This is a genomic window from Bacillus sp. JJ864, from assembly GCF_036963045.1.
Lineage (GTDB): Bacteria > Bacillota > Bacilli > Bacillales > Bacillaceae_G > Bacillus_A > Bacillus_A pseudomycoides_C.
The window spans coordinates 8,424-21,525 of the sequence record NZ_JBALLY010000144.1; the positions used below are offsets into that span (position 1 = coordinate 8,424).

Sequence of the window (13,102 nt, forward strand, 5' to 3'; positions counted from 1 at the left end):
AAAGATAACAAATTTGGTTACATAGTATACATTCTTTAAGATTCTTTATATTGGTTTTGTGGAAATCAACTATAACAAAGTAAAGATATTTGTTATAGTTAGTGTAGCAGTAGAGGTAGCGAAGAAAGGACGTATGTAGGTATGTCTATAAACCAAGATTTACAGGTTAAAGATAACAATATTGTTTCGAAATCGAATACTTTAATTGAAGCAAATTCACGTTTAAATTTAGTTGAACAAAAGATGTTACTTTGTTTGGCTAGTAATATAGAACCGAGCGATCGAGATTTTAAAACATATACATTTCCAATTAAACAATTTCACGATTTACTTGGTTTAAGTGGATCTACTAAATATACCGAGCTAAGTAAAATTACAAAGGAATTATTATCAAAAGTGATTGAAATTAGGGTAGGAGAAGAGCTGATACAAGTATCTTGGCTCTCTTCAGCGATTTATAATAGAAATAAAGGAACAATTGATATGCGATTTGATCCTTTATTAAAGCCCTTTTTATTAGAATTAAGTAGTAAATTTACAAGTTATAGATTGGCTAATGTTGTTAAGCTGAAAAGTACATATGCTATACGTATTTATGAATTATTAAAGCAATACGAAGATTTAAAAGAACGTACAATTAGTCTTGAAAATCTAAGATATTATTTAGATGCAATGGATGTATATCCTAACTATGCAAACTTTAAGCAACGTGTTTTGAAACCTTCTCAAAAAGAATTGAATCAAAAAACAGATATTTTTTTTGAATTTGAAGAAATTAAATCAGGTAGGAAAGTGCAAAAGATTAGATTTATAATACGTAGTCAAAAAAATAAAGATTCAGATTTAATTCGTTTTGAAGAAAAATTAGATCAATTTCAACAGTTAAATACATTTGAACAAAAAGTCAAACGTTTTGAGGAACGCTGTAAAGGAAAAGTATTTCCGAAAGTATTAAAAAAATGGAAAGAGCATGAAGATATTGTACTAGAGATAATTGATGATATACGTTTTCGGACAGATATAGATTCTCCAATAGGTTATGTAGAGTTTATGCTCAATTCGAGGTTAAAAGAACTGGAGGATAAGGAAAGATTAAATCCAGGTATTCAAACAAAAGAAGAGCTACATAGTAATGCTTTACTACAGATTAATAACATTATAGATAAAGTAATTAGAAAATATTCAACATCTACAGGCGCTGTAGCTACATTTTTAGTCAAAAATACAGCTATTGAAGAGTTAATTGGCTTAGCTACATTAGATGAAGCCGAAAAGATTTGGACCGAACACGAGGGATTTGTTATGGATAAAATTTATGAATGTATAAAAATAAATCGAAGAAAAAAAAGATAGAATATTGGGTTCTGGTGCAAAAATTCTTTACTAGAAACATAGAACGGAAATATCCTGTTAACGGGGAGATTAAACAGCTAATCCAAACAATTTATGAATGAATTTAACTTCATTTTGGGCAGATTTCACCCTTTGGTGAAGTTGCCCTTTTTTCATCATATGCATCGCTTCGATGCCATGTGAACTACTCACCACTTAGCAAAGCTTGAAGTGGAAGCTTCTCAGTTCCACGACGAAAGTAACCTTTCGTCTCCCTGAGCGTTACTTCGGATTATTCCACCCCTAGATGTCCAACGCTTGGACGTTCTTTTTTACGGTTGATATTTTACGCAGGAACCGAATGGCTTGGTTTTCCCACTCTATTTTCTTCCTGCAACCTTATATATCAAGTTATCAAAGAACTTCATATGTCTAGTTTATCAAAGGTTTTTGGCTAAGCAAAACCGAAATTCATCTCCTACCTACCGTTGGGCTATCGCCCTACACACGCTTGAGGAAGGAGAATTCTTTCGGGAAATTCGTTAAAGCACAACAGTAAAAACACTCTACAATGTTGCAGAGTGTTTTACCAGGTAATTTAGATGATAAAAAATCAAGATAGGTATTGAATCTGGACCACTCAATGCCTATTTTGATGTTATAACAGCAAAATACAATTGTACAATAAATATATGTACTAAGAGTGGGTCTTTAATTAGACAATTGTTGAGATTGCTTGTTTATAGATGAGTTGCTGCTGCCGGTTAGATTCAATCAAAATAGTAAACTTATCCGTTGCAATGATTTGTCCAGGTAGTCTAACGCCATTTTTTAAGAAAATCATAACTTGTTTCTTTTTTTCTATTGCTTGTTTGTATAAAATTTCTTGAAGGTCTCTCATTTAGATGGTTCCAACTCCTTCACCTTATCGGTATTATTCATGATTTCTAAAAACAAATATTCTTATACTATCATTTCTAATGCTTAGCAGCTCATTTCAGTGCATCGACAACTGTCACATAGATATGCTTAGGTTTTAAGTTCTTGGCAGCTTGATAAGCCGCGTATCCGCTTAATACTTGGTAGCGTTTAGAATGGTCTGCACGTTTCACAACGATTTGTTCAGAAAAAACCTTCTTAGCCTCATAATAACGGATCTGTTTTTGAATCTCATCTTCTGATGTACTCTTTTTTTGTTCCTCTGTTAATGCTCTAATTCGTTCCATTTTCATCTCCGTCGATGAATGATGTATCCGAAAGGTCTTCCCCTCGATGGCTATTTGAGGAATAGGTTTTGCAGGAATAAACCCCTGTCCTTGACGTGATTTCACTTTATATACAGTACCTTCTTTTGAAATATAGACCTGTTCAAATATTTCATTTTTGTCCCATGACCAGTACATGCGATATGTGTCTTGATGATGTACGAGTGCAAATTGAGAACAAAATTGCTTAAGGTAAGATAGAATCTCCTGTTTCGTAGAAAATAAGTTTCGGCAAAGGAGTTCTTGTTCTAACTCATTTTTCACATCTTGAATAGAAAATGTGACTCCATTTTTGCAATCTGGACAAACGATTCCCATTTTGGACTGTATCTTTTTAATCGATACCACTCTTTTATCACATCTTTGACCACATTTTTGACAAACACCATCGTATTTTGTATGTAGTTGTTCTACACGCTTGGATACAGTGGATTCGTTTTTTGATGCTTCTGTTTTTTCCTTTTTCTCACGTACCTTGGACTTTTGCTCTTCGTGCTTTTTTTGTAAATGTGAACGATACATAATACTGACGGGAGCGAACGTATACATTTCTTCTGGTGTATGGTCCATCTTTCCCTCTATCATAATGTCATTCGCATCGGCTAATGTATCCCCTCCTTCTGAAATCATCTGTAATAAGTGATTCCATTGTTCGGAACGAATCAGGACTGTCACTTTGACTGTGCGCTCTTCCTTATCAATATATGTTGTTTGCTTCGTAAGGTCATGAAAGTCTATTGCAAATAAGTATTCTGGATCATGTGCTAAATGACGAATATGCGAAGGTTTTCCTTTTACTTTAATGTGGATCATCGTGTTCCCTCTCTAACATGTTTAAATTCCGTATAAATTTATCCTATTGATTTATATGGAGCATTATAATTATACCATTTTGTATAGTTATAAAAATTAAAAATTCTTATTCTTGTAAATTTTGAAAAGGAATTCTTTTTTTTGTTTTGTACCTGCACAAGCGGTATCTCTATTGCATATAGCTAATAGCGTAAGTGCGCTAATAGCTAAATTTATCAAACTGCCGAATAAGGTAGTTTTTTTATGAAATAAGTAATATTACCGCTCATATCAAAAATTTTAGTTTTAAAAACAGAACACTTCATTTTTTTGCATAAAAAGGTGAATAACGTACAAACAGGAAAGAATACATTTTAGTAATACCGATATTACCGGAAAACAGAAAGGATGAGGGATGATGGAGAAATCAAAATTAAATAAACCTGTAGCATTTAATAAAAAAAATTTAAAGGATTGTATTATATTACAGCATGTAAAACGTCGTAACTTTTCTGGATACGTAAAGAAATTAATTTGGGAGGATATACCGGAGAAAAATAAAAAGCTATTACATGAAGATATGGGTGTGCAAGTACATTCAACAATAAAACAAGAAAAGAAAATAGCTAAAAAAGAAAAGAAATTAAGTGCTGCAGAACGCATTGAGCATTTAAAACAGCAAACAAAAAAGCAGCAGCCTTCTCAAGGCCCACTGCCTGTATTTTTACCCAATAAAAATATTAACAATTGATCCAATAATTGCACCAACAGCCACAGCAATAGCAACATGCATATTGTTAGACCTCCTACTTTAACGGTTTATATGTAGTATGTGTAGATTCTCAAAAAATATACGAGAGGTGTTGCAACATGGCAAAGACAGAAACAATTCCTTTTCGTTCGTTTATAGATCAGAGTTACAAAAAAAGAGTGCCCAAAGTGAAAAATACGAAAGATGCATTAAAAAAAGTGTTTGCTGCTACAGGTAGTACCTTAATATTAATACTTCCAAAAGCAACATTAGCTGCTGGAGTGAATGGAACGTTTGGTAATGTTCATAAGGCAATTATGAATGGATTCGATGCGGGAGTTGTTTTAGTAATTATTTTTGCGGGTGCTGCCTGGTCATTAGGACATCGAACAAAAGCAATTGAAATATTAATTGGTGCATGCTGTGGTTACATACTTGCCAGACATGCGGTCGATATAAGGGATTTTCTAAAAGGAATCTAAGGAGGAAAACAGCATGAAATTCATACTGGAAGGCGGTAAGATGATTTTGGCCAATGCGACAGGATATATCGGAGAAAAGGCAACAGAAGGCACCTTTATGGATAAAATGAATCAATTTAGTGATACTATTGTCGGAAAAGAAATGGAGTGGATTTTTAAACCTGTTGGAGAATTCATCATTCATACATTAGGGCAATTAGGACACTGGTTTGTTACAAATTTACCAGACATTATGGGATACAGTGCATTGACTACAGCTGGATTCATTATGATTGGATCAATGACTAATAAAGGTGGCATGATGAAACCACTTGCCTATTTTGCAGGAGGATTAATTATCGCAATTTGTATCCTTGGAGGTGTCTAAATATGATACAGGGAGAAAATTTTATAATTAATGATATGGAAAATCCCAATCTTCCTGTTTTAATTAACACTGAATACTTACCCGTATTATATGAACCTAAAAAGGTAAAAAGGTCCTGGTTTAAAAGAAAGGAAATTTATTCTTTAAAGCAATTTTTACAAATTGAGAAAAACAAGATGGTTGTATATAGGATTATTCCACATGCGGATGTATCAAATAATACAAAACGTTTGTGGCGAGCTATTTATAAAATGTATGAAATGTACGAAAGTGTTGGAAGTCGTGTAGAGAAAAAAGGATTCAAATTGCATTATCGTGAGAAGGATTATTTTTGGTGCGATGTTGTATTTAGACAGATTAAAGGTCAAAAAAAGATTGAATTTTATGTAGCTACTAGTGAGTATCAAGCATTAAAACTAAAGCGCAAATTAGAAAACAAAATGAGTGTTACTGTAAAAGAAGCCTCAATATCTGATATACAAATTCCAAATGAAAATACCATAGTACAGGAAATGAGATATTTAAAGCACGATATCTTTTCGCTGAACACGAACAGCAATGATACAAAGACGCCAATTGCTAATATCCTAAGTGTAATCGATGAACTAAACAATGATGGTGATATGTGCCGATTAAGTATTTGCAACGAAGCTGAGAATCGCCAGAAATGGATTAAAAATGCGTCCTGGGCTTTTGAAAAGTTAAAGAAAGGAAAACCACCACAACGAGCTAATATGAGCGGTAGAAGGCTTATAACAGGTACTAAAATTGGTATGGCTGCTATTGTAAATGAAATTAACGACTTATTAACTGATACATTCCAGGCGTTTTCGAACGCTTTTTTTAAATCAAATAAAAAATTTGATAAAGAAAAAGTGATAAAAAAGGGTCATACGACTGCTGATGAGGTTGGAACAAATCGCGTAAATCATGAAAAAGGCAATCAACCTGTTTTTAAAAGTCGAATACGTGTAGTTTCTCATTCTAATGATCGACTAACGAGAGAAACAATGGCTGAATCGTTAGTACTTTCTATGTTGGATTTATCCGAAACAAATGAACTGCATGGTGTAAAAATTAAAATTGGGTATCGTAAGACAGAAATTTTAAAGGAATTAAATACATTAGAGTTATCAAAAAAGACCAGATTTGATCCAAATGTGAATTTAATCAGTACTGATGAAATGAGCAAATTGGCTTTGCAAATGCCTGTTAAGGAGCTGCAAAGAAAATATGCTGCTGCTTTAAGTGTAAAAAAGAAAGTTGAAATTGAAATCCCAAGTATTATGCGGGATGGTAATGGGATTTTTCTTGGACATGCGGAATTGAAAGATGAAAAAATATCGATTTACATGCCCGTTGATAATCCAGATAGTTTTTACAGAGGATATGTATTTATAGGTGGTCAAGGAGCTGGGAAGGATACTGCAATTAAAAATTTCATTGTTGAAGGAAATACAAAACATAATATTAGTTTCATTATACCAGATGCCATTGTAGAGGAAGGGAATCGCGGCATGGCTGATGGTATACGGGATGCATTACCACCAGAGAAAATTATTGATTTAGATCTAAACGATGAGGATTATATACCTCCCTTAGATTTAACAGAAGTAATTACCAAATTGGGGCGTAATGGGGCTTCCAGATTTGCTGATGAAATGATTGATTTTTTACAGGTTGACGGATTAAACAGGAGTGAAAAATATCTGACAGATGCTGCAAAAGCGAGCAAAGGAAGTCTTTTTAATATCAAACGCATTATAGAGGATGAGGATTTTCGAGTTAGTCGTATTCAAGAATTAATAAATGAAGGGAATTTACGTCTTGCAAACGAGCTAATACATTGGGGAGATAATGAACAACTCGGTAATAAATGTGATCCCATTATAACCAGGTTAAATCGATTTTTTGGAAACGAAAGATTATATGATATCTTTGCACAAGATCCATTAAAGGACCTGGATTTTGCAAAATGGATGAAAGAAGGGAAAGTTATCATTTTACGGGTTCCAAATGCCAGAGGATTGGGAGAACATGCAGTAAAAACGTTAGTTCATTGGATCACACTTAAAGCTTTCATGACAAGGCTTTTAATGAGTAAAGAAGAGCAAGAAAATGGGGCATTCATCGTTTTTAATGAACCAGAGCAATATGAAAGTGAAGGACTAACAAAATTAATGGGCCGTATTGGAACAGAAGGACGTAAAGAACGCTTAGGAAGTATATATGCATTCCATCACTGGAACAAACTGCAAACCTCTTTACAAGAAAATTTACAAGGTGGTGGCGTACAACAATTCTTATTTATGAATGATCACACAAGGACATTTGAATTGTCTAAACATCGATTTGAGGAAACAATATCATTAGAGCAAGCATATAAAATTCCTGCATATCATGCGATTATAAGCGTAAGAGCTGGTGGAGAAGTGCAGCCGGCATTTATTTGCAAAATGGCACCACCAATAAAACAACAATATGATAATAGCTTTCTTACAAAAAGACATTCTCGTATGTATGGACGTCCTTGGACTGATTTGCAAGAACAATATGGATGAATTAGTCCTAAACAAAAAATGAAATAGGATTATCAAAGCACAAGAAAATGACTTCTTGTGCTTTTTACATATCCCAAAAGTCGGTTATTTTAGCGTTCCTTTCAATTTTTCTTACTGCTCGGATAATCTTTTGAACAACAGGGAAACTTGGGATATGAGCTTTATTATTACATAGTCTAGAAATTGTATTGCGACTAACTCCAGTTTCTTGTTCTAATTCTTGTTGTTCTATTCCATGCTGATCCAACCACTTTCCTAATTTGGTGCGGTTTTTACGTTTTCCTTTCATAAAAGTGCCTTCCTTTCTCCGTCTCTATTTAGCTATTATTTTGGACACTTTTAATCTGGTTTATACCTTTTTACCACAAATGGTGCATACGTCTTCTTAATGGTGCATATATTTAAAATAGATAAGGAGCTTAAGAGGTTTTTGTAATTTTTTTGTGGAATATGACATACATATACATTGCAACACTTGTTGATAAGGTCATGTATAGTGACAAGTGTTGCATCACGAGTTTCATAAAAAGATTGAGGTTTTATGAGTTTAATAGTCGATTTAGAAAGAAACATTGCAAAAAATCAGCAATGTTTTTTTGTTGTTGCTTTCATACATAATTTCTGAAAAGAAGGAGAAAACGTGTTGTATAAAAACAATGGATAAGGGCCATTATATTTCGAGTTAGATAATTTAAACAAGCAGAGATGGAGTGATAGAATATGATAGGCCTGTTAGTTGTTTTAGGATGTGGAGTAGTGTTTTCCTTTCTCTCACAAATTACAGCATCTCCGACTACTTACAATCCAGATCATGATACACAGCGAAGAAAATGCAGTAATAAATTAGAAAGAAAGGTATATGATGCATTATGTTACAAAGGCTATCATCCCGTTGTGCAACATAAAGTACAGAATACACGATATAAATTGGATTTTGCGTTATTTTCACCAACTGGTATAAAATTTGATGTAGAAGTTGATGGACCATTTCATCGAACACCAGAAGGGTTCAAACGAGACAGAAAGCGTGATAAATACATGAAAACGAATGGCTGGAAAGTGATTCGAATTACAGACATTGCTTTAAAAGAGGACTTCCAAAAGCAAATATTGTTATTAGAAGCAACATTAAATGAGCAGGGAATATATCCATCTAAAGACGCTGCATTCGTTTTATCAGAACAAAAATAAGGATGTATGATGCATTCCATCATACGTCCTTATTTTTAGTAAAGAGTTTTGACCAGAGTCCTGTTTTTTTTGTTCTTGAGTGGATGCTATGAGTTTTTGAGAATCTGGTATACATACTATGCAACGATTTTATATAAACATTCGTAAGAAAATCGTTGCATAGTATGTGAATATGACTAAAAAAATACAAACTCTATATAAATTTTTCAAAGGAATTAGTACAATATTACTATATTGAAAGTGTGGCAACCTTATAGCGGAGGTGATTATGTGGAGAAAACGGAGGATGTTGTAAGTGAAGTACATTTAAAGACGATAGATGTCTCACGATCCACTAATTTAGCGGAAAGTACAATAAGGAAATATAGCCAAGAATTAGAAAAACAGGGATATAAGTTTAATAAAGATGGTGATACAAGACTGTATTGCGCTAATGATGTAACTGCATTTAATACATTAAAGGAAATCAGAGAAAAAACTAAAGTTTCGCTTAGTCATGCTGTTGCTGTGCTGATGACACAGCATAATCGTGCGACACAAGGTGTAGCGCCAACGGAAGTTGCAGCAACAAGGGTTTATGGTGAAGAAGAGCGACATGAGATACAGGTTGTATCACAAGAAATCCGAACTTTTCTTGAAGAAATAAAGGCTGAATTTATAAGTTTTCAAAAAGAACTTAAAATTGAACGTCAAAGTAATCAACTTTTTAGAGAAGAACTCGAAACAGAGCGTAAAAAAAATCAGGAATTAGAAAAGAAATTGGATCTTATTATGGAAGAATTAAAAAAAATTAACAATAAAGCTGATACTTCCAATCAAGAACCTAAAAGAAAAAAGTTATTCGGAATATTTTAAGTCAGTATAATAAAAAGAGTTGCTCTTGCTTTGAGCAACTCTTTTCGTTTTCTAATAATCGGAATCCTCAAGATCTTCTTCATCTAATGATCCAGTGACGGTGGTACTTGTTATTAATTGTCCCATTTGACCTACATCTTTTAATAAATCCTCTTCAAGAGAAGGTTTTGTATTTTCTTCATTCGGCATAAGAACAGTTGATACTGGAGCCACCTGGAGAGTTGAAATTTTATGTGTAAGTTGTTCGATTGCATTCATCATTTGTTTTTGGTTCTTCGCAAGCTCGACGAGTTCATCTTTTGCGTTAAAATCCTCTTGTTTTGTTAGGTCTTGTTCAACTAATTGGATAATATAAGATGCAAGTTTTTTAGAACGAGCCTTTTTTTCAAGATGGTTATACACTTCTGTGCTCATATGATCGGTACGAAGTCCAAAAACTGTTTGCTTTTCTATTTTCTTGGTACGCCCCATGACGCGGCTCCTCCTTTCTGTCTATGCTTATTTTTCAGCTTTTTGTAGCATTTCACTGCGACTTTTCACTTCAAGACCATATAAATTTAATTTACGGGAATCTGGCATGAAAATATGATTTGCTTGGGAAATTTCCGCTCCGTACATTTCCTCTATTACTTCATGAATTGCAGTTTCTAAAATTGGAGCTACACCACCAAAATAAACATATTTATAAACTTTATCAGCTGGTGCTGGCATGACATCTTGAATTTTTAGAATTAAAAACTTCGCAAATTCTTTCAGAGAAGATTGGATTTTATCTGTAAGATCTACACGTTTTCCAGTATTCCCATCCACTAGTTCCATTTTAGGCTTTTGGAAGTTATTCACGATGAACGATTCAAACGAACGTAAATCAGAGAAGTATTCCAAAAACTTTTCTTTTCTTAGCTTTTCAATATGAGACAGATAAGCCAATTTATCGATTGGTTGCATGGAATCACGGTTTTTAGGCGGTTTTAAGCCTGCTGGCGATAAAACTAAATCAATAGTTCCACCACCAATATCCACTAACACCGTATCATTATTATCAAATTGACTTGCCTCTTCACGATCTTCCAATTCAAAGGTTTTCTTGATACCTAAACGTGCTATTTCACCCTCGATTCGGCAAGCAGACCTCACTACATTAATACTTAATGTTCGCTCCATTCCAGGAGTATGAATAGTAACTTGGTGGTCTCCAGCGAATCGATCAGACATTGCGCTCTGAGCTTCACTAAATTTTGCTGTACGCTTTAATAACCATATAGGTAGCATTGTCTGGAAGTATTCAATTTCTACTGTGTCATCATCTGATGCACGTTGTTCATTAATTGCGTGGTAAAAAGAAACAGCTGATAAGAACATAACGTACGGGATGTGACTTGTGATTTTATCATGAAGTTTATTAACATGATTGTTTGCTAATGCGTGTTTAGCAGCTTCGTCACCTACCAGGAAATATCTTTCTTTATCTTCACCAGGGATTGTTGTTGAAATTAACAGACGGGAAATTAACTCTTTAGGGTTGTTAATAGTTGCAACAAAATGGGAATCAGCTTCTTCTTGGCTGATTTCTACAACGTTTGTAGGGATCTCAACGTAATAACCATCAATTAAATTCATATCAAGAGAGTTACCAGAATCCTTATTCATCATTGAAATTTTCATTATCTATTCACTCCTTCGGTCTTATTTGTTAACAATATAACACGAATATACTTAAATTTGAAGTGTTTTATTTTAAAAAGTTAACAAAAAATATTTGTAATAAAACCTTATAAAATATTAAGTTTTTCAAGTTTTATTGTTTAATTAAAACAAAATGTTAACTTTATATTTGCAAGTTAACATTTTTAAAATTTAAATAAGAAACGTTGCTTCGTAACTCTAAAAAAGCCCTAGAATTCAGGTAATAAGGCTATTCTGGCGTTATTCTGTTCTTTTTGTTTTGTAGTTCATTCCAAAATTGAACGTATCTATGCAATGCCTCAACGCTTTTTAAGCCTAAGAACGCTTTAATTTCAATTGGTTTCATACCGTTTTGTAATGCATTTAAAATAAAGCGATTTCGTAGCATAGTAGGAGTTACATGAATATCAGCTCGTTTGATTTCTTTTTGTAGCATTCGCTGTACGGCGATCCGGGTTAATGCCGCAGGTTGATCTTTCTCATAATCCCAGCGAAACGTCTGCGGACCGAAGTCAAATGCGACGAAGAAGGAATCTCCGGTCTGTTGGCGCGGCTGTAGCAATTCCGGAATCGTATTGTAATATGAAAAAACGAGCTGCATGTCATCCTTAGAAAGGGTAATAGAGCGTTTATAAGCATGTAGTCCACCAGGCGTGATTGTGTTCTTTCCGAAATGAATGTCGTGCATAGAAAGCGTGATAATGTCCTGGATGGATAGCCCGTAATTCAACATGAAATGTACTAACAATAAGTTGCGATCCAAAATAAACTTCCTCCCAGAAGCCTGGTACGCAGTTAACCCGTCATAACTTTGCATAACACGTAATAGCTTCGTAACTTCTTCGTCAGATGCAAAGTGTTTAGAGGTAAGTCCAGCCGGTGTGACGTCGCTTTTGAGGCTGTCTGCAGCCCCATGGAATTGCAAGAAATTAATAAGAATGCCTCGTACACGCTTTACATTAGAAATAGACGCACCACGTTCCTTTCTAAGTGATTCTAAATAACGATCTAATATATTTGTATCAAAAGAAAGGAAAACGTCTTTTGGAGGCGACTTGAACCGTTTTTGGAGCCAAGAAGTAAAAAGAGTTAAATCATACCGATACTGTTTAAGAGTGGAGGGTTTACGACCGCGCTTTAATAAAGCAGTAAGAAAAATATCAACAGTGGAATCCCAGTTCATGGTTATATACTCCTTTTTCCTAAAAATTGTGTACCGCAATTATATCGAACAGACAAACAAACAGGCAATAGGGGATTCTGATCTTTGCTGTTTTTTGACGAGGCACTTACAGCTGTCGCTATGGTTAATGTTCGTAGGAATTCGTAAGAGGGAGAGGAGGTTGAATGCGAAGAAGGGGAACGCCTTGCTAGACAGGAGTAAGAGTAAGAAGCGAAGATGTATGCAGCATGGGACAGATGTGAAAAGCGAACAATAGAGGAAAGTAACAAGATAGAGAATGACGAAGATTGGGGAAGCCGCCGCCCCCGTTTATGTAGTTTTCTAAAGCTCCGCCTGTCAACGGTATTTGATTCTAGTCGAATCAAGATACCCTTAACAGGAGAGTAGTGTCTTCTCCCTTTATATTTGAATAAAATGATGCAAGTAGTTCTATTAATATTTGAGCGCATCTATCATCTAATGAAAAATTGATGACCGCATACATGACTATTTCATAGAATATTCATCAATATTTCATTGTTTTTTCATCATGAAATCCGCTTAAATAGGTAGCTTTCTTATAGGCCTCACCATATCATTCCGGGAATTCTGTACGTTTAGACACATTTTCGTCACAACTAACCCCTTTTACTGTACG

Annotated in this window: 13 protein-coding genes and 1 pseudogene; 7 read left to right on the forward strand and 7 right to left on the reverse strand. The window is 34.3% G+C overall.

The genetic code is table 11. The features are described from left to right. Window positions 1–141: 141 nt before the first annotated feature. Window positions 142–1,353, forward strand: a complete 1,212-nt coding sequence (locus V7024_RS19660; protein ID WP_335522977.1) for a replication initiation protein — start codon at window positions 142–144, stop codon at window positions 1,351–1,353. Between the two features lie 69 nt (window positions 1,354–1,422). On the opposite strand, the pseudogene V7024_RS19665 reads toward V7024_RS19660, so the two are convergent. From V7024_RS19665 to V7024_RS19675, 3 genes and pseudogenes are all read right to left on the reverse strand, one after another. After that, window positions 1,423–1,530, reverse strand: a pseudogene (locus V7024_RS19665) (IS6 family transposase); the annotation flags it as partial. Between the two features lie 517 nt (window positions 1,531–2,047). Beyond that, on the reverse strand, window positions 2,048–2,233 hold the full coding sequence (gene hfq, locus V7024_RS19670) for an RNA chaperone Hfq (RefSeq protein ID WP_335522980.1): 186 nt from the start codon (window positions 2,231–2,233) through the stop codon (window positions 2,048–2,050). A 91-nt stretch (window positions 2,234–2,324) separates the two neighbouring features. Then, window positions 2,325–3,410: a hypothetical protein gene (locus tag V7024_RS19675; RefSeq protein ID WP_335522983.1), complete on the reverse strand. Its 1,086-nt coding sequence runs from the start codon at window positions 3,408–3,410 to the stop codon at window positions 2,325–2,327. A gap of 397 nt (window positions 3,411–3,807) precedes the next feature. Between V7024_RS19675 and V7024_RS19680 the strand changes: the two genes are divergently transcribed. From V7024_RS19680 to V7024_RS19695, 4 genes are all read left to right on the forward strand, one after another. Further along, window positions 3,808–4,140 (forward strand): hypothetical protein, encoded by a 333-nt coding sequence (locus V7024_RS19680; RefSeq protein WP_335522985.1) that lies wholly within the window; start codon window positions 3,808–3,810, stop codon window positions 4,138–4,140. Window positions 4,141–4,259: 119 nt separating this feature from the next. Then, window positions 4,260–4,622 carry a glycosyltransferase gene (locus tag V7024_RS19685; protein ID WP_335522987.1) on the forward strand — a complete coding sequence of 121 codons (363 nt, stop codon included), beginning with the start codon at window positions 4,260–4,262 and terminating at the stop codon, window positions 4,620–4,622. 13 nt (window positions 4,623–4,635) lie between these two features. After that, on the forward strand, window positions 4,636–4,989 hold the full coding sequence (locus V7024_RS19690; protein ID WP_335522989.1) for a hypothetical protein: 354 nt from the start codon (window positions 4,636–4,638) through the stop codon (window positions 4,987–4,989). Between the two features lie 2 nt (window positions 4,990–4,991). Then, on the forward strand, window positions 4,992–7,550 hold the full coding sequence (locus V7024_RS19695) for an ATP-binding protein (protein WP_335522992.1): 2,559 nt from the start codon (window positions 4,992–4,994) through the stop codon (window positions 7,548–7,550). A gap of 64 nt (window positions 7,551–7,614) precedes the next feature. Here V7024_RS19695 and V7024_RS19700 read toward each other — a convergent pair whose 3' ends face one another. Continuing rightward, window positions 7,615–7,839, reverse strand: a complete 225-nt coding sequence (locus V7024_RS19700) for a helix-turn-helix domain-containing protein (RefSeq protein ID WP_335522995.1) — start codon at window positions 7,837–7,839, stop codon at window positions 7,615–7,617. 431 nt (window positions 7,840–8,270) lie between these two features. On the opposite strand from V7024_RS19700, the gene V7024_RS19705 reads away from it, so the two are divergent. Together V7024_RS19705 and V7024_RS19710 are read left to right on the forward strand one after the other, a co-directional pair. Continuing rightward, window positions 8,271–8,741, forward strand: coding sequence for an endonuclease domain-containing protein (locus tag V7024_RS19705; protein WP_335522998.1), 471 nt, complete (start codon window positions 8,271–8,273; stop codon window positions 8,739–8,741). A 270-nt stretch (window positions 8,742–9,011) separates the two neighbouring features. After that, window positions 9,012–9,596 carry a hypothetical protein gene (locus V7024_RS19710; protein WP_335523002.1) on the forward strand — a complete coding sequence of 195 codons (585 nt, stop codon included), beginning with the start codon at window positions 9,012–9,014 and terminating at the stop codon, window positions 9,594–9,596. Window positions 9,597–9,647: 51 nt separating this feature from the next. Here V7024_RS19710 and V7024_RS19715 read toward each other — a convergent pair whose 3' ends face one another. From V7024_RS19715 to V7024_RS19725, 3 genes are all read right to left on the reverse strand, one after another. Continuing rightward, window positions 9,648–10,067 (reverse strand): hypothetical protein, encoded by a 420-nt coding sequence (locus tag V7024_RS19715; RefSeq protein ID WP_335523004.1) that lies wholly within the window; start codon window positions 10,065–10,067, stop codon window positions 9,648–9,650. 27 nt (window positions 10,068–10,094) lie between these two features. Further along, on the reverse strand, window positions 10,095–11,261 hold the full coding sequence (locus V7024_RS19720) for a ParM/StbA family protein (protein ID WP_335523006.1): 1,167 nt from the start codon (window positions 11,259–11,261) through the stop codon (window positions 10,095–10,097). A 250-nt stretch (window positions 11,262–11,511) separates the two neighbouring features. After that, entirely contained in the window at window positions 11,512–12,465 is a 954-nt protein-coding gene (locus V7024_RS19725; RefSeq protein ID WP_335523009.1) for a tyrosine-type recombinase/integrase, read from the reverse strand. Window positions 12,466–13,102: the final 637 nt, after the last annotated feature.